The 26,028-nt window shown below is 72.6% G+C and carries 20 protein-coding genes; 18 read left to right on the forward strand and 2 right to left on the reverse strand.

Features of this window, described 5'->3' with window-relative positions:
* Positions 1-99 precede the first annotated feature (99 nt).
* The 10 genes from MKL01_RS19520 to MKL01_RS19565 all read left to right on the forward strand — a co-directional run bounded on the left by MKL01_RS19520 (position 100) and on the right by MKL01_RS19565 (position 11,260).
* Complete coding sequence (locus MKL01_RS19520; RefSeq protein ID WP_243906859.1) at positions 100-1,029, forward strand: HD domain-containing protein; 930 nt, start codon at positions 100-102, stop codon at positions 1,027-1,029.
* A 44-nt stretch (positions 1,030-1,073) separates the two neighbouring features.
* A complete protein-coding gene (locus MKL01_RS19525; protein WP_243906860.1) occupies positions 1,074-2,255 on the forward strand; it encodes a class I SAM-dependent methyltransferase in 1,182 nt (393 codons plus the stop codon).
* Positions 2,255-3,250 carry a Gfo/Idh/MocA family protein gene (locus MKL01_RS19530; RefSeq protein ID WP_243906861.1) on the forward strand — a complete coding sequence of 332 codons (996 nt, stop codon included), beginning with the start codon at positions 2,255-2,257 and terminating at the stop codon, positions 3,248-3,250. Before MKL01_RS19525 ends, MKL01_RS19530 begins: the two co-directional genes overlap by 1 nt.
* Positions 3,251-3,474: 224 nt before the next feature.
* A complete protein-coding gene (locus MKL01_RS19535; RefSeq protein WP_243906862.1) occupies positions 3,475-5,076 on the forward strand; it encodes a YcaO-like family protein in 1,602 nt (533 codons plus the stop codon).
* Positions 5,073-5,945 (forward strand): sugar phosphate isomerase/epimerase family protein, encoded by an 873-nt coding sequence (locus tag MKL01_RS19540; protein ID WP_243906863.1) that lies wholly within the window; start codon positions 5,073-5,075, stop codon positions 5,943-5,945. The genes MKL01_RS19535 and MKL01_RS19540 overlap by 4 nt, the downstream gene beginning before the upstream one ends.
* 160 nt (positions 5,946-6,105) lie before the next feature.
* A complete protein-coding gene (locus MKL01_RS19545; protein WP_243906864.1) occupies positions 6,106-7,344 on the forward strand; it encodes a glycosyltransferase family 4 protein in 1,239 nt (412 codons plus the stop codon).
* A 17-nt stretch (positions 7,345-7,361) separates the two neighbouring features.
* Positions 7,362-8,120, forward strand: a complete 759-nt coding sequence (locus MKL01_RS19550) for a PIG-L deacetylase family protein (RefSeq protein ID WP_243906865.1) — start codon at positions 7,362-7,364, stop codon at positions 8,118-8,120.
* Entirely contained in the window at positions 8,110-8,832 is a 723-nt protein-coding gene (locus MKL01_RS19555; RefSeq protein WP_243906866.1) for a uracil-DNA glycosylase, read from the forward strand. Before MKL01_RS19550 ends, MKL01_RS19555 begins: the two co-directional genes overlap by 11 nt.
* A gap of 45 nt (positions 8,833-8,877) precedes the next feature.
* A complete protein-coding gene (locus MKL01_RS19560) occupies positions 8,878-9,966 on the forward strand; it encodes a lysylphosphatidylglycerol synthase domain-containing protein (protein WP_243906867.1) in 1,089 nt (362 codons plus the stop codon).
* Positions 9,967-9,985: 19 nt separating this feature from the next.
* Positions 9,986-11,260: an ATP-binding protein gene (locus tag MKL01_RS19565; protein ID WP_243906868.1), complete on the forward strand. Its 1,275-nt coding sequence runs from the start codon at positions 9,986-9,988 to the stop codon at positions 11,258-11,260.
* Here the strand turns inward: MKL01_RS19565 and MKL01_RS19570 are convergent.
* A complete protein-coding gene (locus MKL01_RS19570) occupies positions 11,242-11,853 on the reverse strand; it encodes a glutathione S-transferase family protein (RefSeq protein WP_243906869.1) in 612 nt (203 codons plus the stop codon). The genes MKL01_RS19565 and MKL01_RS19570 overlap by 19 nt on opposite strands.
* Positions 11,854-12,005: 152 nt before the next feature.
* Here MKL01_RS19570 and MKL01_RS19575 point away from each other — a divergent pair, with 152 nt between their 5' ends.
* The 4 genes from MKL01_RS19575 to chrA all read left to right on the forward strand — a co-directional run bounded on the left by MKL01_RS19575 (position 12,006) and on the right by chrA (position 17,646).
* The gene (locus MKL01_RS19575) at positions 12,006-14,480 is read left to right on the forward strand and encodes a heavy metal translocating P-type ATPase (protein WP_243906870.1); all 2,475 of its coding nucleotides are present in this window, start codon (positions 12,006-12,008) and stop codon (positions 14,478-14,480) included.
* On the forward strand, positions 14,477-14,950 hold the full coding sequence (cueR, locus tag MKL01_RS19580) for a Cu(I)-responsive transcriptional regulator (RefSeq protein WP_243906871.1): 474 nt from the start codon (positions 14,477-14,479) through the stop codon (positions 14,948-14,950). The genes MKL01_RS19575 and cueR overlap by 4 nt, the downstream gene beginning before the upstream one ends.
* Positions 14,951-15,136: 186 nt before the next feature.
* The gene (locus tag MKL01_RS19585; protein ID WP_243906872.1) at positions 15,137-16,309 is read left to right on the forward strand and encodes a M20 aminoacylase family protein; all 1,173 of its coding nucleotides are present in this window, start codon (positions 15,137-15,139) and stop codon (positions 16,307-16,309) included.
* Positions 16,267-17,646, forward strand: a complete 1,380-nt coding sequence (chrA, locus tag MKL01_RS19590; protein WP_243906873.1) for a chromate efflux transporter — start codon at positions 16,267-16,269, stop codon at positions 17,644-17,646. Before MKL01_RS19585 ends, chrA begins: the two co-directional genes overlap by 43 nt.
* 24 nt (positions 17,647-17,670) lie before the next feature.
* Here the strand turns inward: chrA and MKL01_RS19595 are convergent, their stop codons facing one another.
* Positions 17,671-19,101 (reverse strand): leucyl aminopeptidase family protein, encoded by a 1,431-nt coding sequence (locus MKL01_RS19595; RefSeq protein WP_243906874.1) that lies wholly within the window; start codon positions 19,099-19,101, stop codon positions 17,671-17,673.
* Between the two features lie 129 nt (positions 19,102-19,230).
* Between MKL01_RS19595 and MKL01_RS19600 the strand changes: the two genes are divergently transcribed.
* The 4 genes from MKL01_RS19600 to MKL01_RS19615 all read left to right on the forward strand — a co-directional run bounded on the left by MKL01_RS19600 (position 19,231) and on the right by MKL01_RS19615 (position 26,025).
* Positions 19,231-20,040: a CDC27 family protein gene (locus MKL01_RS19600; RefSeq protein ID WP_409566290.1), complete on the forward strand. Its 810-nt coding sequence runs from the start codon at positions 19,231-19,233 to the stop codon at positions 20,038-20,040.
* Between the two features lie 392 nt (positions 20,041-20,432).
* Complete coding sequence (acnA, locus tag MKL01_RS19605; RefSeq protein ID WP_243906876.1) at positions 20,433-23,132, forward strand: aconitate hydratase AcnA; 2,700 nt, start codon at positions 20,433-20,435, stop codon at positions 23,130-23,132.
* A gap of 162 nt (positions 23,133-23,294) precedes the next feature.
* Entirely contained in the window at positions 23,295-23,981 is a 687-nt protein-coding gene (locus MKL01_RS19610) for a metal ABC transporter permease (protein ID WP_243906877.1), read from the forward strand.
* A gap of 346 nt (positions 23,982-24,327) precedes the next feature.
* On the forward strand, positions 24,328-26,025 hold the full coding sequence (locus tag MKL01_RS19615) for a methyl-accepting chemotaxis protein (RefSeq protein WP_243906878.1): 1,698 nt from the start codon (positions 24,328-24,330) through the stop codon (positions 26,023-26,025).
* Positions 26,026-26,028 lie beyond the last annotated feature (3 nt).

A 26,028-nucleotide genomic window follows, 5' to 3' on the forward strand; every position in this document is an offset into this window, starting at 1 on the left:
CTCTCCCGGGCGGGAGAGGGGACTCGCGCACCTCGCGTCGATGGGCGAGTCCGTCCAAGCTGCCTGCGAGGGCGTACACGCCTCATCCCGAAAGAGACGATGCCAAGCGAGACCCCCCCATCTCAATCCGGCGCCGCGGCGCCGGAGGCGTTGCGCGACCTCATGGTCGAGATGAACGACCTCAAGCGCGTCCGCTCGGCCGGCCGTGCCGGGTCGATCGCCGAGCGGCTGTTCGCGCAAGGGTGGGGGCTCCTCACCGGCGGGACCCCACCAGAGGATGTCGCCCTCGACGTCACCGCGACGACGCTGGCGGCGACGCGGCTCTGCGACCTCGACGCCGCCTTTTTGACCGCGGCCGGCCTCTCGGACGAAGCGGCGTCCGCCGTGCTGATCGCCGGCTTCGACGCCGTGACCGGGGACCTCGACCCGGATCTCCGCAGCCGCCTCCGCGCCCGCCTCGCCCCACGCCCGGCGGGTCGGCCTGGTTCCCTCCCGGGCTTCGTCGGCGCCCTCGCCCAACAGCCGCGGGCCGGAGTGACCTGTCCCGGCCGCGCCCGCATCCTGCTGGAGCCGCCGGAGAACCACGCCGAGCATTGCCTGATCGTGGCGGCCTACGGCGTCTGCCTCAGCCCGTTCTACCGGGCGGATCCCGGCACCGTGTTCCTGGCGGCGATGGCGCATCACCTCCACAACGCCGCGATGCCGGATGCCGGCTTCACCGGCGAGATGCTGCTGGGCGACCATCTGGGCCCGATCATGGCTGCGACCACCGCCTGGGCGCTGGCCGAACTCGCCGAGCCCCTGCGCGGCCAGGTCGAGCGCGCCCGCGCGATCCTGCCCGACGACGCCACCGCGGAGGGCCGCGCCTTCCACGCGGCGGATTGCATCGACCGGGTCCTGCAGATCGCCCAGCACCTGCGCGGGGCCTCGACCACGATGGGCGTGGTGCTCGACGAGTGGGAACTGGTCCATGCCGGCCCGGTCAAGGGTTTCCACGATCGTGTCCTCGCCGACATGCGCATCCCTTGATCGCCGAAGCCGGTCGCCCATCTGCCGGGGCGGTCCCGAGAGCCATGATCCCGTTCGAACTCAGATCGCCGGACACCGGCAACCCGCTGAAGGCCGACGGCCAGCACGCCCTGCGCGACGCCGGCACCGGCGCGCGCTGGCCCGTGATCGACGGAATCCCGTACCTGCGGGTCCACCGCGAGGCCCTGGTCGAGCGGGTGCTGGCCCATCTCGACGCCGGCGAGCCCGACGAGGCGCTGGCCGCCCTGCTGGTCGATCAGGACGATTGGTGGAACGGGCCGCCCGCCGATCCCGCCGGGATTATCCGGCTGATCAAGGAGCGCCGCACCGCGACCCTGCGCGATGCCGTGGCGCTCCTGGGGTGGGGCCGCGTCGGCGACTATTTCCTGCACCGGTGGAGCGACCCGACCTTCCTCGCCGGCCTGTCGCTGCTGGAGGCGCACTGGAACGAGCCGATCTGCGTCTTCGAGTTCGCCTGCGGCATCGGCCACTACCTGCGGGAGCTGCAGCGCCGCGGCTGCAAGGTCGCGGGGGCCGACGTGGTCTTCGCCAAGCTCTGGGTCGCCCGCCACTGGGTCGTGGCCGAGACGGCGCAGCTGGTCTGTTTCGACGCCGGCTCGCCGCATTGGCCGATCCCGGGGGCGCCGGTCGACCTCGTCGTCTGCAACGACGCCTTCTACTTCCTCGACGACAAGGCGGCCCTGCTGGAAGCCCTCCGCCAGAACGCCGGAGACGACGGCTGGCTGGCGCTGAGCCACATCCACAACCGCGACTGCCCCGGCTTCTCCGCCGGGCGGGCGGTGACGGCCGAGGAGATCGCCGAGCTGTTTCCCGACGCCCTGGTCTACGACGACGCGGAGCTGACCCGGGCGCTCGTCGCGGTGCGGGCGCCGAGCCCCCAGGAGCCCGCCGCCCTGCGGAGCTGCGAGGCCTTCTCGGTTGTGTGCGGCCCCGGCATGCGCCCGGCGCCCCGTGCCCTGGTCGACGGCCTGACCCTGCCGAAGCCCGGGACCGTCCTGCGGCTCAACCCGCTTTATGCACCTACGGGCGACGGCTACGTCGTCCGCTGGCCCTCGGAGCGCTACGAGGCGGAATACGCCCTCCGCGCAACCTACCCGCTGCACTCCCCGGGCCCCGAGCACCTGACCTTCGACGGAAGCCTCGACGCGCCCGAGACACAGCGCGTCCGCGTGCGCGAGTTCGTCGATCTCCCGGAGCGTTGGTGATGGACGCGGTCGGCTGGGGCATCGTCGGCTACGGCTGGGTCGCCCGCGACTACATGGAGCCCGGCATCCGCGCCGCCGGCCACCGGCTGGTGGCGGTCTGCGATCCCGATCCGGACAGCCGCGAAGCGGCCGAGCGCGCCGGCGCCCGCGGCCATGCCGACCTCGCCGGCCTCCTTGCGGAGCCCGAGGTCGAGGCGGTCTACGTCGCGACGCCGAACCATCTCCACCGCGGCGCCGTCGAGGCGCTGGCCGCCGCCGGCAAGGCGGTGCTCTGCGAGAAGCCCATGGCGGCGACGCTCAGGGACGCCGAGGCGATGGCGCGGGCGGTGGAGGCCGGTCGCATCTTCTACGGGACGGCCTTCGATCAGCGGCACCACCCGGCGCACCGGGCGATCCGCGCCCAGGTCGAGGCCGGACGGCTCGGGACCGTGACGGCCGTGCGCATCGTCTACGCCTGCTGGCTCGGGCGCGACTGGTCGGAGGCCGGCCAGCCGAACTGGCGGATCGACGCCGCCCAGGCGGGTGGCGGCGCGCTGATGGACCTCGCCCCGCACGGGCTCGACCTCGTGGATTTCCTGGTGGGCGAGCCGATCACCACCATCGCGGCCCTGACCCAGAGCCGCGCGCAGGACTACGCGGTCGACGACGGCGCGCTGCTGATCGGCCGCACCGGCGGCGGTGCGCTGGCGAGCCTGCACGTCGCCTACAATTGCCCCGACGCGCTGCCCCGCCGCCGCCTCGAAGTCACCGGCACGAAGGGCATGCTGGTGGCCGAGAACACGATGGGCCAGACGGCGGGCGGCTCCCTGCTGTTCATCGACGGCGCCGGCGGCCGCGCGGAGCCGCTCGCCTTCGACGCCGACGGCTCGCCTTTCACCGAGCAGGTGCGCGCCTTCGGCTCGGCCCTGCGCCGGCCCGAGGAGCGGCCGGCGTGGTCGGCATCCCGCGACCTTCACACCATGCGGCTCGTCGCCCGTGCCTACGGGCAGGGATAGCCGACAGGACAGGACACCATTCACGGAACCAGACCCCGGTATCTCCACCCGCACCCTCATCCCGAGGCGCCGGAGCGTAGCGGAGGCCTCGAAGGAGGGCTCCAGGGATCGCGGCGCTTTCCGGATGATGCCTCCGCCGAGACCCGCTGGCGCGGTCACCTCAGGCGGAGGCGGCTTGATGGGATGGTGTGCGGCGCAGGGTTCGAGGCAGACGGGAACACGACTTGAGCAACGCAGACGCCTTCCACGACCAGGACGACCGCGCCCGCCACGAGCGGATCAAGGCGCCGCGCCCCTACCGTTTCGGGTCCAAGCGGCCGATCGAGGGGCTGCCCGAGGCGCTGCCCGAGCCGGTGCGAGCCTATCTCGACGTCCTGCCCGAGGGCCGCGTCGTCGGCTTCCCCCTGGCGCCCCTCGACCGCACCGGCATCCCGGTCTGGTTCGTGGCCCTGTTCCTCGACGACCCGTTCTTCGTCGGCGCCATGCCGTCGGGCATCGGCTACGGCGCCACCGACGAGGAGGCGCTGATCGGCGCCGTGGCGGAGATCGCCGAGAACCTGATGCCGTCGCTGGCGGTCCTGCCGCGGGCCAAGAAGCGGGCGAGCTACAACGACCTCGCCCGCGTCTACGGCGCCACGTCCGTCGCCGACCCGCTGACCCTCTGCCTCCCCGCCGGCTCCCCGGTCGGCCGCGACACGGTGCTCGAATGGACGCAAGCCGTCCGGCACGCCACGGGCGAGGTCGTGCTGATGCCCCTCGACATCGCGGCCACCGACTATTTCGAGCTGTCGGAGGGCTACCGGCCCTTCACCAACCTGATCACCAACGGCCTCGGCGCCGGGCCCGACGTGCCCTTCGCCCTCGGCCACGGCGTGCTGGAACTGCTGCAGCGGGACGGCAACGGCCTGCTGTTCCGGGCCCTCGATCAGGGCGTGATGCTCGATCTCGACGGCATCGGCCCGGAGAACGCCGCGATGCTGGCCCGGCTGCGGGACCTCGGCATCCGCGCCCTGCCGAAATTCGCCACCGATCAGTTCGGCCTCACCAATCTCTACGTCGTCGGCTACGACGAAGACCCGGCGCGCACGCCGGCGCCGATCGCCCTGTCGGCCTGCGGCGAGGCCTGTGACCCCGACCGGGAGCGGGCGCTCCGCAAGGCGCTGCTGGAGTTCCAGGCCGCCCGGGTGCGCAAGACCTTCGGGCACGGCCCCCTCGACATGGCGGCCACGGTGACGCCGCCGGGCTATGTGGACGCGTTCATCCAGAAGGCCCTGCCGAGCCTCGATCTGGAGGAGAGCCGGGCGCTCAAGGCGATGCTCGCCTGGATCGAGATGCCGGCGGCCGATCTGCGCGGGGTGCTCGCCGACACCGTCTATTCCGAGCGCAGCACCAAGCGCTTCGCGGAGCTGCCCTCGACCCCGGCCGCCGACGGCCATGCGCGGGGGAAGATCGCCTGCGATCGGCTCACCGAGGCCGGGTTCGACGTGCTCTACGTCGACTGCACGCCCCCCGGCGGCGGGGTCGGCGTGGTCAAGGCGATCGTGCCGGGGCTCGAGGTCGAGACCATGAGCTACTACCGGATCGGCGAGCGCAACACGCGCAAGCTCCTGGAGCGCGACCACCCGCTGATCCGCTTCGGTGCCGAGACCGAGACCCTGTGCCCGGTGCGTCTGACGCCGGAGGCCCTGGAGCGGTTCGGCGGCCAGCCGCTGTTCGACATCGCCCTGGCCGAACGGATCGTCGGGCGGCACTATCCGCTGTACCGCGAGCCGGAATCGCACCATGCGCCGTTCCGCCTCGCAGAGAGACAGGGGAGGGCGGCGTGACGCTTCGCTTCGCCTACAACACCAACGGCGCGGCCAACCACCGCCTCGACGACGCGATCCACCTGATCAAGGCCGCCGGCTACGACGGCGTGGCGCTGACCCTCGACATCCACCATCTCGACCCGTTCTCCGAGACCTGGGCGGCCGAGGCCGGCCGGGTGGCGAGCCTGCTCGAGAAGCTGGAGCTGAGCTGCGTCATCGAGACGGGGGCCCGCTTCCTGCTCGATCCCCGCGCCAAGCACGAGCCGACCCTGGTGAGCGCCGATGCCGCGGGCCGCGCCCGCCGGATCGGCTTCCTCAAGCGGGCCGTGGAGATCGGCGCGATGCTCTCGGCCGAGGCGGTCTCGTTCTGGGCGGGCGTGCCCAAGCCCGGGATCGACCACGGGGAGGCCCGGCACTGGCTGGCGGACGGGCTGCACGCGGTCGCGGCCTTCGCCGCCGAGGCGGGCATCGTGCCCTGCCTGGAGCCGGAGCCGGGCATGCTGATCGAGACGCTGGACGACTTCGCCGCCCTGACCGTCCCGGGACTGAAGCTCGCCCTCGATACCGGCCATTGCCTCGTGACCGGCGAGCGCGAGCCGGCGGCGGCCGTGCGGGAATTCGCCGACCGGATCGGCACGGTGGCGATCGAGGACATGAAGCGCGGCAGCCACGTCCACTTGCCCTTCGGCGAGGGCGACATGGACGTCCCGGGCGTGCTGGAGGCGCTGGAGGCGGTCGGGTTCGGCAAGCTCGTCTGCGTCGAGCTCTCCCGGGAGAGCCACCGGGCCGACGTGATGATCCCGCAGGCGCTGGACTATCTCCGCGGCTGCCGCCGCGCCGGCCCGGTGCTGGCCGGCGCGCAGGAGACCCGGCGGCAATGGCAGTGAGGGGAGCGGCTCGTCTCTCCTCCCCCTTGCGGGGAGGAGCCGGAGGTGGGGGTGGTGCAGGATCGAGCGATCTGGTGCCTTCCACACCACACCCATCCCTTCCCCTCCCCGCAAGGGAGATGGGATCCCGACCGGCCCGCACTTCGGACCGTGTGCAAGCATGAGAATCCTCTTCCTCAGCCGCCGCTACTTTCCGGCGATATCCGGCATGAGCGTCTACGCGCAGAACCTGCTGCGCGAGCTCGTCGGCGCCGGCCACGACGTGACGATGATCTCGCAGTACCGGGGCGACGCCTTCGGGACCCGCGTCTACGGGGGCGGACCGCCGCCGCCGGTGCCGGGGGTGCGCGTGATCGGCCTGGAGCAGCTCGGCGAGCAGACCTCCGGCGACTTCGAGCGCGACATCGCCGCCATGGTCGAGGCGATCCGCCGGGAGCACGCGCGGACGCCGTTCGACGTGCTGCACGCGCAGTACGGCTATCCCACCGGCTGGGCGGTGCTCCTCGCCGCCCGGGCGCTGGGGGTCCCGAGCGTCGTGTCGATCCAGGGCGGCGACGGCCACTGGGTCGGCTCCTGCTGCGAGACCCACCGGGTCGCCATGTGCGAGGTCCTGGCCCACGCCAACGCCCTGCTGATCGGCGGCGCCTCCTTCGTGGACGAGGTCTGCGGGCGGCTCGGCGCGGACCCCGCCCGCTTCACCATCGTCCCCGGCGCGGTCGACACGGAGAGGTTCGCCCAGGGCACGGCCGACGGGCTGCCCGCGCCCCATGGCGGCCCGGTGCGGCTGTTCTATCACGGGCGGGTCGACCGCCGGAAAGGCGTGCTCGACTTCATCGAGGCCCTGGCGATCCTGCGCGCGCGGGGCACGCCGTTCGCCGCCACCATCTCGGGCATCGGGCCGGACGTCGAGCCGGCCAAGGCGCTCGCCGCGGCGCGGGACTTCTCGGAGCGCGCCATCGCCTTCACGGGCTACGCCGAGTACGGCCACGTGCCCGACCTCTATCGCCGCGCCGACGTGTTCGTCTCGCCGACCTACGCGGAGGGCTTCTCCAACACGATCCTGGAGGCGCTGGCGGCCGGGCTCGCCACGGTGTCCTGCCACGCGGTCGGCGTCTCGGATTGCCTGCGCGACGGCGAGAACGGGCTGCTGGTCGATCCGGGCGACGTGCCGGCGCTCGCCGCCGCGCTCACCCGGATCATCACCGATGCAGGGTTGCGCCGGCGCCTCGCGACGGCGGGCCTGGAGGAGTGCCGGCGGATCTATTCCTGGCACGCGGTCGGGCGGCAGATCATGGAGGTCTACGGACGCGTGCGCGACGCGCGGCCGGCCACCGACTTCTCCCCGGACCTGCCCCACGATCCCACCTGCCGGTTTCGCGCCGAGCCGCATCTGCTCTGAGGAGGGTCCTCCGCCCCGTGCCGACCGCACTCGCCCTCTCGCCGCATCTCGACGACGCCGCCTTCTCCTGCGGCGGCCTGCTGGCGCGCCTCGCGCAGGCCGGCTGGCGCGTGGTGATGGCGACCCTGTTCACCGGCAGCGTCGCCGACCCGGAGGGCTTCGCGCTGGCCTGCCAGCTCGACAAGGGGCTGCCGGCGGAGGTCGACTACATGGCGCTGCGCCGGGCCGAGGACGGGGCCGCCGCCGCGGAGCTCGGCATCGCTCCGCCCCTCCATCTGCCGTTCCGGGAGGCGCCCCACCGGGGCTACGGGTCTCCAGCGGCGCTGTTCTCCGACACCCGCGCCGACGACGGCATCGCCACCGACCTCGCACCGGTGCTGGCCGGGCTGATCGCCGCCGAGAGCCCCGATCTCATCCTCGCCCCTCAGGCGATCGGCGGCCATGTCGACCATGTCCAGGCGGTCCGTGCCCTGCGCAGCCTCGCGGTCGAGGGCCCGATCCTGTGGTGGCGCGACTTCCCCTACACGGTCCGCGACGTCGTCCCGAGGGCGCCGCTCGCCGACCTGTTCGCCGCCCTCGCCGAGCCGACCGTCACCCTCGACGCCGCAGCGCAGGGCCGGAAACGCGCGGCCTGCGCCGCCTATGCCAGCCAGATCGGATTCCAGTTCGGCGGCGAGGCGGGCCTCGATGCGCGGCTGGCCCGGGAGGGCGGGATCGAGCGGTTCCGCCTTTCGGGCGCGCTCGACGCGGCGATCCCGGGCCTCGATGCCGGCTGAGCCGCAGGCGCCGAAATCCCTGGCCGACCCGGTTGCGCTGGCGGCGCGCCGCGCCCTGGTCGGGGCCGCGCACATCGCGCCGATCCGGGCTCTGGCCGCGCGAATCGGCGCCGAGCGGGGCGCGCCGGTGCCGGTCCCCGACCCGATCGACGGCGGCGTCGGCGCGCGGATGCTGCTGCTCCTGGAGACGCCGGGACCGGCCGTCCTGCGCACCGGCTTCGTCACCCGCGACAGCGCGAACGGCACGGCCGCCAACCTGTTCCGGTTCCTCGCAGAGGCCGGGATCGCCCGCACCGACACGCTGATCTGGAACGCGGTGCCCTGGCTGATCCACCAGGAGGGCGCGCGCAACCGGGCGCCCCGCAGGGCCGAGGTCGCGGCGGCCGCGCCGTATCTCGGGCCGCTCCTCGACCTGCTGCCCCGGCTGACCGTCGCGGTGCTGGCCGGCCGCTTCGCCGCCGGGGCGGCGCCGGCGCTCGCGGCGCACCGCCCCGGTCTGCCGCTGATCCTGATCCCGCACCCGAGCCCGACCTATGTCTGCACGGCGCCGGAGGTGGCCGCCCGGATCCGGCGCGGCCTGTCGGAGGCCGGGCCGCATCCGGCTGAGGATGGCGGGTCCATGGCGGCGGCGCCTTCCCTGGCCTTGCGCGCCGGTTCGGCCTACATGCGGGGCAACGGGCCGCGGTCCGGGAGACTCCGGCACGGGCTGTAGGCCTTCGGCCGGACCGCGCAGCCGGAAGGGCGGACGCCGAGCGGCATGAACTTTCAGGGACAGCACCGGAACGCGGCCGAGAAGGCCGAGCCGGTTCAGCACGACGCCGCCGCGGGCGCGAAGCGGAAGAGCCGGCGCAGCCGCTATGCCTGGATCGGCACGGGCGCCAGCATCGTGCTGGTCGCGGTCTCCCTCGGGGTGCTGTGGAAGCTCGTCCAGAGCGTGAGCTGGGCCGAGGTGCGCACGGCCATCGCGGCGGCGACGGCCGGGCAGCTCGGTCTCGCCTTCCTGTTCGTCGGCATCAGCTACCTGTTCCTCACGGGCTACGACGCGCTGGCCCTGCGCCAGCTCAAGATCAAGGTACCCTACCGGATCACGGCGCTCGCCTCGTTCACCAGCTACGCGGTGAGCTTCACCCTGGGCTTTCCCCTGCTCACCGCCGGCACGATCCGCTACTGGATCTACGCCCGGCAGGGCCTGTCGACCGCCAAGATCGCGGCGCTCACGGTGATCGCCGGCTTCACCTTCTGGCTCGGCATGGGGGTGGTCCTGGGCCTCAGCCTGATCATCGAGGCGGGCCAGCTCGCCGGCCTCGCCTTCACGTCGATCCGCATCAACCAGACCGTGGGCCTCGCGGCGCTCGCCCTGGTGCTGGGCTACCTCGCCTGGGTCTCGGCGAAGAAGCGCAGCATCACGGTGAAGCAGTGGCGGCTGGAGCTGCCCGGCGCCTCGGTGTCCATCGGGCAGATGATCGTGGGGATCGGCGATGTCTGCGCGGCGGCGGCCGTGCTCTACGTCCTGCTGCCGCAGGAGACCACGCTCGGCTTCACCACCTTCCTGGCGATTTACGTGCTCGCCGCCATGCTGGGCATCGCGTCGAACGCCCCCGGCGGCATCGGCGTGTTCGAGGCGACGGTGCTGCTCGCCCTGTCGAGCCTGCCCCGCAACGAGGTGCTGACCTCGCTGCTCCTGTTCCGGGGCTGCTATTACGTCGTGCCCTTCGTCACCGCGCTCGCGATGCTCGGCCTCTACGAGATCGTCAAGCGCGCGGGCGGCACGCGCGATTCGCCGCCGCCGGAGGGCACCGCCGGTCCGTCCGCCCAGGCGTGGCGCGACGAATCCGAGCCCCGGTAATCCGGCCGCGGCGCCTGCCATGTCCGGCCGCCTGCGCAGTTCCCCAGCCTGGACCGGCGCCGCGATCGCGGCGGGCGTGCTGGCAAGCGCCACCGCGCTGGCCGGACGCCTCGATCTCCCGCTGATCCTCATAGGGCTCGCGGCGGTCCTTCTCGGCGGCTGGCTCGGGGGGCGCGACCGCGACGCGCCGGCGCCGCGGCCGGCCGCGGCGGCGCCCCGCCACGCCGTGGCCGAGGCGCTGCTCGCCCACGTGCCCGACCCGGTCATCCTGGTGGACCGGCGCACCCTGGTGGTGGAGGCCAACCCGGCCGCCCGGGCCCTGCTGCCCGCCCTGCACTACGCCCGGCCCCTGTCCTTCGCGCTGCGCGACCCGGAGGTCCTCGACGGCATCGAGGCGGTCCTGAGTTCCGGCATGCCCCGCCGCGTCGCCCTGTCGACCCGGATCCCGCTGGAGCGGACCTTCGAGGTGCAGATCGGCGCCCTGCCGATGCCCGACGGGTCCGGCGTCAGCGCCCTGCTGTTCCTGCGCGATCTGACCTCGGCCCGGCGCCTGGAGGCGATGCGGGTCGATTTCGTCGCCAACGCCAGCCACGAGTTGCGCACGCCCCTCGCCACCCTGATCGGCTTCATCGAGACCCTGCAGGGCCCCGCCCGCGAGGATGCCGCGGCGCGGGAGCGCTTCCTGGAGATCATGCGGGTCCAGGCCCTGCGCATGACGCGGCTGATCGACGACCTGCTCTCGCTCTCGCGTATCGAGCTGCGCGAGCACGTGGCGCCCACCGCGGTGGTCGATCTCGGGGCGCTCGCCCGCCAGATGGTCGACGCGCAGGGGCCGCCCGCAGAGGCCAGGGGCGCCACGATCCGGTTCGAGGACGGGCACGGTCCCTATCGGGTCCCCGGGGATGCCGACGAACTCGTCCGGGTGATCGAGAACCTGATCGAGAACGCCGTGAAGTACGGCGGCGGCCGGATCGGCGTCGGCCTGGCGCGCGAGGACGATCCCCGGCACGGCCGCCGGATCGTGCTGTCGGTGACCGATGACGGGCCCGGCATTCCGCCCGAGCACATCCCGCGGCTGACGGAGCGCTTCTACCGGGTCGACGTCGCCTCGAGCCGCGCCCGCGGGGGCACGGGGCTCGGACTCGCGATCGTCAAGCACAGCCTCAACCGCCACCGCGGCCGCCTCACCATCGAGAGCGTGGTGGGGCAGGGCACGATCGTGCGGGTCAGCCTGCCGGAATACGGGGCCGTCGCCCCGATGCAGCCGTTGGCCGATCAGGCCGGCCCGGCATAGGCTCCGATCCCGAGCCCGGACTCGACGCGTCCCACCCACGCGCCGACGGCCGGATAGGCGGCGAGGTCGAAGCCGCCCTCGTGGGCCATGCGGGTGTAGGCGACGAGGGCCACGTCGGCCAGGGTCAGCGCGTCGCCCGCCATGAAGGCGGAGCGCGCGAGGGTCGCCGCCATCAGCCGCAGCGCGTCGCCGCCGCGCTCGGCGAGCCTGGGATCCAGATCCTCCGGCGCGCGCTTGAGATAGTGGAGCTGATACCGGCGGACCGCGATGTAGGGCTCGTGGCTGTACTGCTCCCAGAACATCCACTGCAGCATGCGCGCGCGGTCGAACGGCGCCTCCGGCACGAGGGAGGAGCCCTCCGCCAGGTAGAGGATGATGGCGTTCGACTCCGACAGGACGGCGCCATCCGGGCGGACCACGATCGGCACGCGCCCGGCGGGGTTCAGCGCCAGGAATTCGGGCGTGCGCGTCCCGCCGCCCGGGACATCGACGTCGCGCCAGACCGTCGGGATGCCGAGATGGGCGGCCACCCATTTGACCTTGAGGCAGTTCCCCGAGCCGGGATCGCCGTAGATCGTCAGGGGTGCGGTCATCCGTTCCTCGTCCTCCGGCGCGCCGAGACCTTGGCCGGGCAGGCGCGATTCGGCAACGGCGCGGCCGAGCTGTATCGAGGCCGGCCCTTGACCTTCCCATGATGGGAACCCCCATCTCTCCGATCATGGATGCTTCGATCGGATCCGCCACCATGTCGAAATCCGCCGCCCTCACCCTCCCCGTCGAGGGGATGTCCTGCGCCTCCTGCGTCGGCCGCGTGGAGCGTGTCCTGAAGGCGCTGCCCGGCGCCCGGGACGTGGCGGTGAATCTCGCGACGAACCGCGCCAGCCTCGTCCTCGACGGGGGTGCCGACCCGGGTGCCGTCGCGGCCGCGCTGGCGGATGCCGGCTACCCGGTCCCGGAGACGGAAAGCCTGCTCGCCATCGAGGGGATGTCCTGCGCAAGCTGCGTCGGGCGCGTCGAGCGGGCGCTGGCGGCCGTGCCGGGCGTGACCGCCGCCGGCGTCAACTTCGCCCTGGGGCGGGCCGCGATCCGCCATCCCGAGGGTCTCGTCGCGATCGGCGATCTGGTCGCGGCCGCGGCGGCGGCGGGCTACGAGGCGCGCCCGGTCGACGGGGCTCACCCGGTGGATCCGTCGGTCCGTCAGGCCGAAGAGAACCGTGTCCTGCGCGGCGACCTGATCGCCGCCGCCCTGCTCTCCGCGCCCGTCGTGGTGCTCGACATGGGGGGCCACCTCCTGCCCGGGCTGCATGGCGCCCCCGGGACGGCCCTCGTCCAGGCCGTCCTGGCGACCCTGGTCCTCGCCTGGCCCGGGCGGCGGTTTTTCCTCCGCGGCGTGCCGGGCCTGCTGCGCGGCCATCCGGACATGAACGCCCTCGTCGCCCTCGGCGCCGGGGCTGCCTACCTCTACTCGCTGGTCTCGACCGTCGCGCCGGAGCTCCTGCCCGTTGGCGCCGCGCACCTCTACTTCGAGGCGAGCGTGCTGATCGTCACGCTGATCCTGCTCGGCCGGACCCTGGAGGCCCGCGCCAAGGGTCGCACCGGCCGGGCCATCGCCCGGCTGATGGACCTCACGCCCAAGACCGCCCGGGTCGTCCGCGACGGCGCCGAGGCCGAGGTCCCGCTCGCCGCCCTGCGCCTCGGCGACGTGGTCCGGGTGCGTCCGGGCGAGCGCATCGCCGCCGACGGCGCGGTGGTTTCCGGCACCAGCCACGTCGACGAGAGCATGGTCACGGGGGAGCCGGCGCCGGTGCGCAAGGGGCCGGGCGACGCCCTGGTCGGCGGCACCCTCAACGGCCGCGGCAGCCTCGACCTCCGGGTGGGGGCGGTGGGGGCCGCCACGGTGGTCGCGCAGATCGCCGCCCTCGTGGAGCGCGCCCAGGGCGGCAAGCTGCCGATCCAGGCGCTGGTCGACCGCGTCACCGGCTGGTTCGTGCCGGCGGTGATCGGCATCGCGCTGACGACCTTCCTGACCTGGCTGCTCCTCGCGCCGGCGCCCGCCCTGAGCACCGCGCTGGTCAACGCCGTCGCGGTGCTGATCATCGCCTGCCCCTGCGCCATGGGGCTGGCGACGCCGACCGCGATCATGGTGGGTGCCGGCCGGGCGGCGGCGCGGGGGGTGCTGTTCCGCGACGGCGCCGCGCTGCAGCGGCTGCGCGACGTGCGCGTCGTGGCCCTCGACAAGACCGGCACGCTCACCGAGGGCCGCCCCCGGCTCACCGGGATCGTCCCGGCCGCGGGCGTCGCCGAGGCCGAGGCGCTCGCCCTGGCGGCCGGCCTGGAGACCCGCTCCGAGCATCCGCTCGCGGGGGCCGTGGTGGCGGCCGCCCGCGACCGGGGCCTGGCGGTGCCGGAGCCGGACGGGTTCGAGGCCGTGGCGGGGTTCGGCGTGGCCGGCCGGGTGGCGGGGCGGGCCGTGGCGCTCGGCGCGCCGCGCTACCTGGAGCGCCTCGGCGTCGCCCTGGACCCGGACCTCGCCGCCCGCGCCGTGGGGCTCGCCGGGGAGGGCTACAGCCCCATCCACCTCGTCCTCGACGGGCGCCACGCCGCCGTGCTGGCGGTGGCCGATCCCGTCAAGGCGGGGGCCGGCGCGGCGGTTGCGGCCCTGAAGGCGCGGGGCCTTGCGGTGGCGATGGTCACGGGCGACGATCCCCGCGCCGCCGCCCGCGTGGCCCGGAGCCTTGGGATCGACGACGTGGCCGCCGGGGTGCTGCCCGGCGGCAAGGTCGAGGCGGTCCAGCGGATCAGGGCGACGCACGGTCCGGTGGCGTTCGTGGGCGACGGCATCAACGACGCGCCGGCGCTTGCCGAGGCCGATGTCGGGCTTGCGATCGGGACCGGCACCGACATCGCGGTCGAGAGCGCCGACGTGGTGCTCATGTCGGGCGACCTGGACGCTCTGGTGGAGGCGCTGGCGCTGTCGCGGGCCGTGATGGCCAACATCCGCCAGAACCTGTTCTGGGCCTTCGCCTACAACGCCGCGCTGATCCCGGTAGCGGCGGGCGTGCTGGTGCCGTTCGGCGGCCCGGCCCTGTCGCCGGTCCTGGCGGCGGGCGCCATGGCGTTCTCGAGCGTCTTCGTCCTCGGCAACGCCCTGCGGTTGCGCCGGGCGGGCGGGCGGACCACCCGCGCGGCCGCGCCCGTGCTCGCGCCGAGGGCGGCATGAGCGCGGATGTCCTGACGATCGGCGAGGCCGCCCGGCGCACCGGCGTCTCGGCCAAGATGATCCGCTGGTACGAGGCGACCGGATTGCTGCCGCCGGCCGCCCGTTCCGAGGCCGGTTACCGCCACTACGGCGAGGCGGACCTGCATACCCTGCGCTTCATCCGCCGCGCCCGGGATCTCGGCTTCAGCGTCGGGGCGATCACCGATCTGCTGGCGCTGTGGCGCGACCGGGCCCGGCCGAGCGCCGGCGTGAAGGCGATCGCCCAGGAGCAGATCACGGATCTGCGCCGCCGCATCGCCGAACTGGAGGGCATGGCCCGGACCCTTGAGCACCTCGCGGACGCCTGCTGCGGCGACGACCGTCCCGAATGCCCGATCCTGGACGACCTCGCGGCGGCGGATCGGGGACCGGCGCGGAGGCGTTTGGCCGGCGGTTTCGCCAGGCGCGGTCTGGTGCGCGGGGGTACGTGAGTGGGCTGATCCCGTTGGTGTGCCGTTCAGCCCGCGGACGCGACCTGCTGTGGCGGTCCGAAGGCGTCTCGAAGGCCTCTCACCGACTCCACCCGGCCCTCCGCCCCAAGCGCGGCCGTTGACGGCGGCTCTGGCCCCGGCTTTGCTGGGCCGTCCGAACCTTCTGGCCACGAGAGCCCCTTTACGATGCCCGTCCTCGAACGGATCCGCGACTTCGCCGACACGATGCAGGCGTGGCGCCACGACCTCCACGCCCATCCCGAGCTGCTCTACGACGTCGACCGCACCGCGGGGTTCGTGGCCGAAAGGCTCCGGGCCTTCGGCTGCGATGAGGTCGTCACCGGCATCGGGCGCGCCGGAGTGGTGGGGGTCATCCGGGGCCGCGGCCGCGCCTCCAACCGCGCCATCGGCCTGCGCGCCGACATGGACGCGCTGCCGATCCAAGAGGTGCGCGACCTGCCATACCGATCCACCGTGCCGGGGACGATGCACGCCTGCGGCCACGACGGGCACACGACCATGCTCCTCGGGGCCGCCCGGTATCTCGCCGAGACACGCGATTTCGACGGCGCGGCGGTGCTGATTTTCCAGCCGGCCGAGGAGGGCGGCGGCGGCGGCGAGGCCATGGTCGACGACGGGCTGATGGAGCGGTTCGGCATCGAATCGGTCTACGGCATGCACAACATCCCCGGCATGGCCGTCGGCACCTTCGCGATCCGGCCGGGACCGATCATGGCCTCGACCGACCGCTTCACCCTCACCATCGAGGGCCGCGGCGGCCACGCGGCCCTGCCGCAGAACGCCGTCGACAGCGTGCTGGTGGCGAGCCACGTGATCATCGCGCTCCAGAGCATCGTGGCGCGCAACCTCGATCCGGTGCAGTCGGCGGTGGTCTCGGTCTGCGCCCTCGAGGCCGGCGAGGCCTTCAACGTGCTGCCCCAGACCGTGACCCTGCGGGGCACCACGCGCGCCCTGTCCCCGGCGGTGCGCGCGCAGGTCCGCGGGCGGATCGAGACCCTGGTGGCCGAGATCGCGGCGGCCTTCGGAGCGCGGGGCGTCACCGAGTTCGGCAACAGCTATCCGGTCACCGAGAACCACCCGGCCGAGACGGCGTTCATGGCCGATGTCGCCGAGGCCCTGGTCGGTGGGGAGAACGTCGATCGGGCCGTGGCGCCGATGATGACCGCCGAGGACTTCTCCTACATGCTCGGCCGCCGCCCCGGCGCCTACATGTTCATCGGCAATGGCGACAGTGCCTCCCTCCACCACCCGCATTACGACTTCAACGATGCCGCCGCGCCGTACGGGGCGTCGTTATGGGCGCGCCTGATCGAGACGGGGCTGCCGCTGACCGCCTGAGCGCGGTCGCGGCGCCGACCCTCGCGGAGGCGGTTCCGGTCTGGCTGCGGGTCGCGGCCCTGTCGTTCGGCGGCCCCGCCGGCCAGATCGCCGTAATGCACCGCATCCTCGTGGAGGAGCGGCGCTGGATCTCGGAGCGGCGCTTCCTGCACGGCCTCGGGTTCTGCACGCTCCTGCCCGGGCCCGAGGCGCAGCAGCTGGCGACCTATATCGGCTGGCTGATGCACGGCCCCGCCGGCGGGCTCGTGGCGGGCGGTCTGTTCGTGCTGCCGGGTCTGCTCGCCCTGATGGCGCTGAGCTGGCTCTACGTGCTGTACGGCCATGTCGATGCGGTCGCCGGCCTGTTCTTCGGCCTCAAGGCGGCGGTGCTCGCGATCGTGCTGCACGCGCTCTGGCGCCTCGCCGGCCGGGCCCTGCGCGATCGGACCGACCGGCTCATCGCCCTCGCCGCCTTCGTGGCGATCTTCGCCTTCGGGGTGCCGTTCCCGCTGGTCGTGGCGGCATCCGGCGTCCTGGGTCTCGCCCGCGGCCGGCCCCCGGCCCACGAGACCTCGGAGGACGCCACCGACGCGGCGCATGTCCTCATCGGCGAGGCGGCCCTGCCGCGGGAGCGGTCCGGGATCGCGGCCTCCCTGCGGACGGCCGCCCTGTGGCTCGCGATCTGGCTGCTGCCGGTGGCGGCGTTGTACGTCCTGCCCGGCGTGCCGCCGGTCTTCGGGCAGGTGGCGCTGTTCTTCTCCAAGATGGCGCTGGTCACCTTCGGGGGCGCCTACGCGGCCCTCGCCTACGTGGCGCAGCAGGCGGTGGATCAGTACGGCTGGTTGAAGCCCGGAGAGATGCTCGACGGGCTCGGGCTCGCCGAGACCACCCCTGGGCCGCTGATCATGGTGCTCCAGTTCGTGGGCTTCCTGGCGGGGTTTCGCGCGCCCGGCGCCCTGCCGGCGCTGCTCGCGGGGACGCTGGCCGGCCTCCTCACCACCTGGGTCACCTTCGTGCCCTGCTTCCTGTGGATCTTCGCGGGCGCCCCGCTGATCGGGCGCCTGCGCGGCAGCCGGCGGCTGGCGGGCGCCCTCTCGGCGATCACCGCCGCGGTGGCCGGGGTGATCCTCAACCTGGCGGTCTGGTTCGGCTTGCGGACCTTGTTCGCCCAGGTGGCGACGGTGCCGCTCGGGCCGCTGCGGCTCGACCTGCCGGTACCGGGCAGCCTCGACCCCGCCGCCCTCGCGCTGACGCTGGCGGCGATCCTGGCGGTCTTCCGGTTCGGGCTGGGCACGCTGCCGACCCTGGCGCTCTGCGCCGGGGCGGGGGTGCTGCTGCGGCAGGCGGGGCTGGCCTGATCCGCTCGCCAAGATGGGGGCGGTTCAGCCCCCGTAGCGCGCCTTCAGCAGCGCATAGGTGAGCCGCGCGGTCTGGACCTCGCCGCCCTCGGGCCGGCCGGGCTTGGCCGACGGGTTCCAGCCATACAGGTCGAAATGGCCGTGCGCCCGCGTCTTCGGCGCGAAGCGACGCAGGAACAGGGCCGCGGTGATCGCCCCGGCGAACGGCCCGTTCGAGACGTTGTTGAGGTCGGCCACCTTGGAGTCGAGCAGTCTCGCGTAGGGCGCGTGCAGCGGCATCCGCCAGACCGGATCGACCGCCGCCCGCCCGGCCTCCGCCACGGCCCCCGCCAGGGCCTCGTCCTCGGTGAAGAACGCCGGCAGGTCCGGCCCGAGGGCGACCCGGGCCGCGCCGGTCAGCGTCGAGTAGTCGAGGAGCAGCTCCGGGCCGTCCGCGTCCGCGAGGGTCAGCGCGTCGGCGAGGATCAGCCGGCCTTCCGCGTCGGTGTTGCCGATCTCGACGCGGAGGCCGGCCCGGCTCGACAGGACGTCGCCGGGGCGGAAGGCGTTGCCCGAGACGGCGTTCTCCACCGCGGGGATCAGCACCCGCAACCGCACGCGGAGCCCGCCGCCCATGACCATGTCGGCGGCCGCCAGCGCCGCGGCGGCGCCGCCCATGTCCTTCTTCATCAGCAGCATGGCGGCCGACGGCTTGAGATCCAGGCCGCCGGTGTCGAAGGCGACGCCCTTGCCGACCAGGGTCACGCGCGGCGCATCCGCGGGGCCCCAGGTCAGGTCGATCAGCCGCGGCGCCCGCGGCGAGGCGGCGCCGACCGCGTGGATCAGCGGGAAGTCCTTCGCCAGCGCGTCGCCCTGCGTGACCTCGACGGACGCCCCGTGGCACTCGGCGAGCGCCCGGGCGGCGGCCTCGATCTCGGCCGGCCCGAGGTCGTTGGCCGGGGTGTTGACGAGGTCGCGGCCCATCGCCACGGCGGCGGCGATCCGCTCCACATCGGCGCCGTCGACGCCCGATGGCGCCACGAGGCGCGCCAGGGGGGCGCCGCCCGAGCGGTAGCGGCCGAAGCGGTAGCTTCCCATCAGCCACGCCAGGGCGGCCTCGGCGGGGTCGGGGGCGGCCTCGAGGCGGAAGGTGCCCTCCGGCAGCGCCCCCGGCAGCTTGCCGGCGAGCAGCCGGTCGTAGGAGGCCGCCTCGGGATCACCGAGGCCGAACAGCACCCGGGCGAGGGTGCCGTCCGGGCCGGGCAGCAGCGCGAGGCTGCCGGCCTTCGGCTTGAAACCGACGGCCCGCGCGAAGCCGCGCTGGAGCGGGTCCAGGCCGGCCTCGGTGTCGGTCCAGGAGGCCGTCGTCACCAGGGTCACCGGCACGGCCGCGGTGTCGCCGGGCAGAAGCGTGAGCGTCCGCGCCGGGGAATCCGCCTGCGTCGCGTCCGCCGGCGTGGTGTCAGCCTGGGTCATGAGCCTCTCGTGCGCGGCCTGCTCCGGCCGCTTAACCGCTGGTTAGGGTTAACGCCTTACCACCGGGCGGCCGGGGGCGTGAAGCGCGAGCCAGCACCCCACCGGTCCTGCCCCGCGGAGCGTACCATGATGTCGGCCCTGACCCGTGTCGCCACGATCCAGGCTTCCGCGGGACGCCGCGCCGGTCTCGCCGTCGCGCTGGTGGTGGCGCTCGGCCTCGCCGGCTGCAACACCCGCTCCCCCGAGACCACCGGCTCGATCGGCGATCTCGGCGCACGGACCTCCGGCTCCCGCAAGGAGGTCGAGGCCCTGGCCGAGCGCTACAACGCCAATCCGGGCGACGCGCGGACCGCGATGGCGTATGCCCGCGCGCTCCGGACCACCGATCAGATCAGCCAGGCGAGCGCCGTTCTCCAGCAGGCCGCCCTGCGCAACCCGCGCGACACCGTGATCCTCGGCGCCTACGGCAAGTCCCTGGTCGAGGTCGGTCGCTACCGCGAGGCGATCGACGTGCTCGCCAACGCCCATTCCCCGGCGGCGCCCGACTGGCGGATCCTGTCGGCGCAGGGCTCGGCCTCCGCCCAGCTCGGCGAGCAGACGCGCGCCCAGGGCTTCTACGAGGCCGCCCTCAAGATCCGGCCGAACGAGCCCTCGCTCCTGTCGAACCTCGGGCTGTCCTACGCGCTCTCGCGCAACCTCGACCAGGCCGAGCAGACCCTGCGGCTGGCCGCCGACCAGCCCGGTGCCGATGCCCGGGTGCGGGCGAACCTCGCCCTGGTCCTCGGGCTCAAGGGCCACTTCGCCGATGCCGAGGCGGTCCTGCGCCGGGACATGAGCCCGGAGGAGGCCGCGAACAACGTGGCCTCCCTGCGCAAGCTCGCCGCCCAGCCGAATCGGCTCAAGACTCTGTCGGGGGCTGGGATGCCGGGCCAGGGCTGAGCGGCCACGGATCGCGCACATCCTGGGCCGACGCGCACGCTCCGCCATCCTGCCGGGCGCAGGATCGAGCCGCGTGGTGCGTTCCGAACCTTCCCCACACACGCCCCCGCCAGAGGGGGGCGGGTGCGCATGCGCGCGCCGTGGCCGCAGTCCCGACAGGAAAACGCACCTGTCATCGTGACCGGTAGCGGCCAGATTCGAAAAGTTCTATATCGACACCTGGCTGCGCCGCGCGGCTCTACGGGCGTCCAAATCGCCCCCGCGCATCGTCCTGCCCGGGCACTCCCGGGGCGGCGCGCGCCCGTTGGGCGCTACACAGGCCGAACACAGACTTCGTAGCGCAGGTCTTGCCTGTGCGTGTTCGACAACCCGCAGCGAGGATTGAACCAGCCGTGCCCTCAATCGACAGCTTCAAGGCCCGCCAGACGCTCGAAGCCGGCGGCAAGACCTACACCTACTATTCCATCCCCGCGGCCGAGAAGAACGGCCTCGCCTCCGCCACCGCGCTGCCCTTCTCCATGAAGGTGATCCTGGAGAACCTGCTGCGCTACGAGGACGACCGCTCGGTCCGGAAGGCCGACATCGAGGCGACCGTCGGCTGGCTCGACCAGAAGGGCAAGGCCGAGGTCGAGATCGCGTTCCGCCCCGCGCGGGTGCTGATGCAGGACTTCACCGGCGTCCCGGCGGTGGTCGATCTCGCGGCCATGCGCGACGCCATGGTGGCGCTCGGCGGCGACCCGCAGAAGATCAACCCGCTGGTGCCGGTGGATCTCGTCATCGACCATTCGGTGATCGTCGACGAGTTCGGCACCCCGAAGGCTCTGGCCGACAACGTCGCGCTGGAATACGAGCGCAACGGCGAGCGCTACACCTTCCTGAAGTGGGGCCAATCGGCCTTCGACAACTTCTCGGTGGTCCCGCCCGGCACCGGCATCTGCCACCAGGTGAACCTGGAATACCTGTCCCAGACCGTCTGGACGAAGTCCGAGGACGGCTCCGACGTGGCCTATCCCGATTCGCTGGTCGGCACCGATTCGCACACCACCATGGTCAACGGCATGGCGGTGCTCGGCTGGGGCGTCGGCGGCATCGAGGCCGAGGCGGCCATGCTCGGCCAGCCGCTGTCGATGCTGATCCCCGAGGTCGTGGGCTTCAAGCTGTCGGGCAAGCTGCCCGAGGGCACCACCGCCACCGACCTCGTGCTCACCGTCACCCAGATGCTGCGCAAGAAGGGCGTGGTCGGCAAGTTCGTGGAGTTCTACGGCCCCGGCCTCGACGACATGGCGGTGGCCGACCGGGCGACGATCTCCAACATGGCCCCCGAGTACGGCGCCACCTGCGGCTTCTTCCCGGTCGACCAGAAGACGATCGACTTCCTGAAGGTCACCGGCCGCGCCGACGACCGGATCGCCCTGGTGGAGGCCTACGCCAAGGCGCAGGGCATGTGGCGCGACGCCAACACCCCCGACCCGGCCTTCACCGACACGCTGGAGCTCGACATGGGCGAGGTCCGGCCCTCGCTCGCCGGCCCGAAGCGCCCGCAGGACCGGGTGCTCCTCGACGGCGCCAAGCCGGGCTTCGCCGCCTCGATGGAGACCGAGTTCAAGAAGGCCGCCGACATCGCCCGCCGCTATCCCGTCGAGGGCACGAACTTCGACATCGGTCACGGCGACGTGGTGATCGCGGCGATCACCAGCTGCACCAACACGTCGAACCCCTCGGTGATGATCGGCGCGGGCCTGCTCGCCCGCAACGCCGTCGCCAAGGGCCTGCGCTCCAAGCCGTGGGTGAAGACCTCGCTGGCCCCCGGATCGCAGGTGGTGGGCGAATATCTCGAGAAGTCCGGCCTGCAGGAGCCCCTGGACGCGCTCGGCTTCAACCTCGTGGGCTTCGGCTGCACCACCTGCATCGGCAATTCCGGCCCGCTGCCGGAGCCGATCTCGAAGGCGATCAACGACAACGACGTCGTCGCCGCGGCGGTGCTGTCGGGCAACCGCAACTTCGAGGGCCGGGTGAACCCCGACGTGCGGGCGAACTACCTCGCCTCGCCGCCGCTGGTGGTGGCCTACGCGCTGGCCGGCTCGATGCAGATCGACATCACCACCGAGCCGCTGGGCCAGGGTTCCGACGGCAAGCCGGTCTACCTCAAGGACATCTGGCCGTCCTCGGCCGAGGTGCAGCAGTTCATCGAGGAGAACATCACCTCGGCGCTGTTCAAGTCGCGCTACGCCGACGTGTTCGGCGGCGACCAGAACTGGAAGGACGTCGAGGTCACCGAGGCCGAGACCTTCGCGTGGAACCCGGGCTCCACCTACGTGCAGAACCCGCCGTACTTCGTCGGCATGGAGAAGACCCCGAAGCCGGTGGAGGACATCGCGGATGCCCGCATCCTCGGCCTGTTCCTCGACTCGATCACCACCGACCACATCTCGCCGGCGGGCAACATCCGCGCGGCTTCGCCGGCCGGCGCGTACCTGCAGTCGCACCAGGTGCGCGTGCAGGACTTCAACCAGTACGGCACCCGGCGCGGCAACCACGAGGTGATGATGCGGGGCACCTTCGCCAACATCCGCATCAAGAACCAGATGGTGCGGGACGAGTCCGGCAACGTCGTCGAGGGCGGATGGACCCACTTCCAGCCGTCGGGCGAGAAGATGTTCATCTACGACGCGGCGATGAAGTACGCCGAGCAGGGCACCCCGCTCGTCATCTTCGCCGGCAAGGAGTACGGCACCGGCTCCTCGCGCGACTGGGCGGCGAAGGGCACGAAGCTGCTCGGCGTCCGCGCCGTGGTGGCCGAGAGCTTCGAGCGCATCCACCGCTCGAACCTCGTCGGGATGGGCGTGGTGCCCCTGGTCTTCCAGGGCGACACGAGCTGGCAGTCGCTGGGCCTGAAGGGGGACGAGACCGTCACCATCAAGGGGCTGGCGGGCGAGCTGAAGCCCCGTCAGACGCTGACCGCGGAGATCAAGTCCGCCGACGGCTCGGTGAAGCAGGTTCCCCTGACCTGCCGGATCGATACGCTCGACGAGCTGGAGTACTTCCGCAACGGCGGCATCCTCGCCTACGTGCTGCGCTCGCTGGCGGCCTGAGCATCGCGGCGGGCGGCCCCGCGGCCGCCCGCTCCACCAAGGCGGCGCCCAACCGGCGCCGCCTTTTTCATGGGTCACACCCGAAGCCTTGCCTTGCGCACAACCTTGTTTTGCGCCCACGGAGCCCCATAACCTGGCTCCCGAAGTCAGCATGGGACCCCGATGAAGCACCTCAGCAAGACCCTCGCCGCCGCCGGCCTGACGGCCCTCCTGTCGAGTGCGGCCTTCGCGGCGCAGGTCGAGCGCGTCCGCGGCACGATCGACAAGGCCGAGGGCAGCACGGTCACGATCAAGACCGACGACGGCAAGTCCGAGACCGTCGACGTGAGTGGCGCCAAGTTCGCCTGGGTGGTCCCGTCGAGCCTCGACCAGATCAAGGACGGCGTCTTCATCGGCACCGCCACCAAGGGCGAGAACCCGATGACCGCCCTGGAGGTGGTCCTCTTCCCCGAGTCGATGCGCGGCACCGGCGAGGGCCATTACGGCTGGGATTCGATCACCGACCAGACGGCGGGCGCCGGCGCCAAGGTGAAGAGCGCCATGACCAACGGCACCGTCAAGGCCGAGACGTCCAACGCCCCCAAGGTCAAGAGCGCCATGACCAACGGCACCGTGAAGGCCGACAAGGCGGCTTCGGGTGGCGAGCGCACCCTGACGGTCAGCTACGGCAAGGACGGCTCGAAGGAGATCGTCGTGCCGTCCGGGGCGCCGATCGTCGCCTTCGAGCCCGCCGACAAGGCGATCCTGATGTCGGGCTCAAAGGTCTTCGCCGTGGTCGCCAAGGACGGCGCCAAGGCCGAGGGCAAGCTCGTGGCGGTGGGCAAGGACGGCCTCACCCCGCCGATGTGATCCGACAGCGCGCGTCGGCGCGTTCACGGCCTTTCGATCACGGCGCCCGGGGGCGATCCTCCGGGCGCCCCATCCGGTCGGAGGCGCGCCGGACCATCACGATGTGCCGGATGTGTCCGATCGGGTCCGTCGAACCGACGCGTCCGCAGCCGCAGGATTCGTGTTGCTGAGGCTATAACTTCCCGCTCGGTCTCGCATCTCACAATCGTTCGGATCGCGAACTGCCGTCTCGATAGGCGAGGCTGCGAGAAAACGTGGCACTGTTTGCGTTGGAGACGACGTTGATGTGACCTGAGAAGTGTCGGATGATCACGGATCGCGCTTGCAGGATCCGAGAGACGACGCAATGAAGGTTCTGATCGACGCAAAGATACTTGTGAAATTCGCGATCCCATTCGCGATCGTAGCTTTGGTTGCCGGCGGACTGGTCGTCTTCGCCCGATCGAATCTGGTCTCGCTGACATCCCAGACGCGCCGGATCGTCGATGTGCAGGCCAAGCGTCTCGAACTTATCCTGGGCGTCCAGATCTCCGTCGGCGAGGTGTCCCTGCAGGCGCGCAACCTCGCCCTCGAGACCCGGGAATCCCAGATGGCCGGCTACGAGACCCGCATCAAGCAGGCCAAGGCAACCGCGTTCCAGCAGATCTCCGAACTGGCGGCGCTCGCAGACGCACCCGAGCAGCACGCCGCCCAGGACGCGCTGCGGGACACGCTGACGGCGCTCGGAGCGGTCGTCGATCGGGTGATCGTCAGCGCCAACCAGGGCGATCCCGAGGCCGCCCGGGACATCCTGCTGGGCGAGGGCAATCCGCTCCGCGCGAAGCTCGCCGACGTGGTCGAGGGGCAGGTCGAGCTTCTGCGGGCCGAGCTCGGGCAGGCTCGGGACGCCTCCGAACGGTCGGCCGACCGGACCGTCCTCGCGCTGGCGATCGCCGCGGTGGTCGGGCTCGGCGCTGCCCTGGGGATCGGCGTCTCCATCGTGGTCCTCGGCGTCATACGCCCCCTGGTGGCGCTGGTTCGGACCCTGGATCGCATGGCCCGGGGCGAGATCGACGCCGGGATCCGGGAGGCGGCCCGCGGCGACGAGATCGGTGCTGTCGGGCGCGCCGTCGAGGCCATCAAGGCCATGGTCGCCCAGAGGACGGTCGAGCAGACCGAGGCCGTGCGCAGGGCCGACGAGGCGGCCGCGGTCGAGCGCAGGCGGACCATGTTGGCCCTGGCGGAGCGTTTCGAGCAGGCGATGGGCGGGATCGTCGGGACGGTGTCGTCCTCCGCCACAGACCTGCGCGCCGCGGCGGAGAGCATGACCGATACCGCCGGCGAAGCGGCCGTGCAGGCCGCCACAGTGGCCTCCTCTGCGGAGGAGGCCGGGAGCACCGTGCAGACCGTCGCGGCTGCCGCCGAGGAACTCGGCACCGCCATCTGTGAGATCGGGCGGCAGATCTCGGGCTCGGCCGATCTCGCGCAAACCGCCTCCGACGAGGCGGGTCAGACGACCCAGTTCGTCGCGGCCCTGAGCCGGACCTCGACCCGGATCGGCGAAATGGTCGGCATGATCGCCAGCATCGCCAGCCAGACCAATCTCCTGGCCCTGAACGCCACCATCGAGGCGGCGCGGGCCGGGGAGGCGGGGCGCGGCTTCGCGGTGGTGGCCGCCGAGGTCAAGGAGCTGGCCGGCCAGACCGCCAAGGTGACGGATGCGATCACCGGGCAGATCGGTGAGATCCAGTCGGCGACCGGCCAGACGGTGACGGCGATCGGCGGAATCGCGACGCGGATCGAGGAGATCAACGGCCTGACCGCCAGCCTCGCGGCCATCGTCGAGCAGCAGAGCGCCGCCACGCAGGAGATCGTCCGCAACGTCGCCCGGGCCGCCACCGGCACCGATACGGTGACGCGCAACATCGTCGGCGTCGCGGCGGCGTCGGAGCGGACCGGCGTCGCCGCCACGCAGGTCCTGAGCGCGGCGTCTGCCCTCTCGGATCAATCCGCGCGGCTGCAGACCGAGGTGGTCCGGTTCCTCGACGGCGTGCGCGCCGCCTGAGCC

The sequence above is a fragment of the Methylobacterium sp. J-070 genome (assembly GCF_022829385.1).
In the GTDB taxonomy this organism is placed as follows: Bacteria; Pseudomonadota; Alphaproteobacteria; order Rhizobiales; family Beijerinckiaceae; genus Methylobacterium.

Excerpts from the sequence above, each read along its gene's own strand:
- MKL01_RS19555 (WP_243906866.1), top strand. The coding sequence starts at position 8,110 with ATGCCGGCTGAGCCGCAGGCGCCGAAATCCCTGGCCGACCCGGTTGCG.
- MKL01_RS19585 (WP_243906872.1), top strand. The coding sequence starts at position 15,137 with ATGCCCGTCCTCGAACGGATCCGCGACTTCGCCGACACGATGCAGGCG.
- MKL01_RS19595 (WP_243906874.1), bottom strand. The coding sequence starts at position 19,101 with ATGACCCAGGCTGACACCACGCCGGCGGACGCGACGCAGGCGGATTCC.
- MKL01_RS19610 (WP_243906877.1), top strand. The coding sequence starts at position 23,295 with ATGAAGCACCTCAGCAAGACCCTCGCCGCCGCCGGCCTGACGGCCCTC.
- MKL01_RS19520 (WP_243906859.1), top strand. The coding sequence starts at position 100 with ATGCCAAGCGAGACCCCCCCATCTCAATCCGGCGCCGCGGCGCCGGAG.
- MKL01_RS19545 (WP_243906864.1), top strand. The coding sequence starts at position 6,106 with ATGAGAATCCTCTTCCTCAGCCGCCGCTACTTTCCGGCGATATCCGGC.
- MKL01_RS19565 (WP_243906868.1), top strand. The coding sequence starts at position 9,986 with ATGTCCGGCCGCCTGCGCAGTTCCCCAGCCTGGACCGGCGCCGCGATC.
- MKL01_RS19600 (WP_409566290.1), top strand. The coding sequence starts at position 19,231 with ATGTCGGCCCTGACCCGTGTCGCCACGATCCAGGCTTCCGCGGGACGC.
- MKL01_RS19560 (WP_243906867.1), top strand. The coding sequence starts at position 8,878 with ATGAACTTTCAGGGACAGCACCGGAACGCGGCCGAGAAGGCCGAGCCG.
- MKL01_RS19570 (WP_243906869.1), bottom strand. The coding sequence starts at position 11,853 with ATGACCGCACCCCTGACGATCTACGGCGATCCCGGCTCGGGGAACTGC.
- MKL01_RS19530 (WP_243906861.1), top strand. The coding sequence starts at position 2,255 with ATGGACGCGGTCGGCTGGGGCATCGTCGGCTACGGCTGGGTCGCCCGC.
- MKL01_RS19575 (WP_243906870.1), top strand. The coding sequence starts at position 12,006 with ATGTCGAAATCCGCCGCCCTCACCCTCCCCGTCGAGGGGATGTCCTGC.
- MKL01_RS19615 (WP_243906878.1), top strand. The coding sequence starts at position 24,328 with ATGAAGGTTCTGATCGACGCAAAGATACTTGTGAAATTCGCGATCCCA.
- MKL01_RS19525 (WP_243906860.1), top strand. The coding sequence starts at position 1,074 with ATGATCCCGTTCGAACTCAGATCGCCGGACACCGGCAACCCGCTGAAG.
- chrA (WP_243906873.1), top strand. The coding sequence starts at position 16,267 with ATGGGCGCGCCTGATCGAGACGGGGCTGCCGCTGACCGCCTGAGCGCG.
- cueR (WP_243906871.1), top strand. The coding sequence starts at position 14,477 with ATGAGCGCGGATGTCCTGACGATCGGCGAGGCCGCCCGGCGCACCGGC.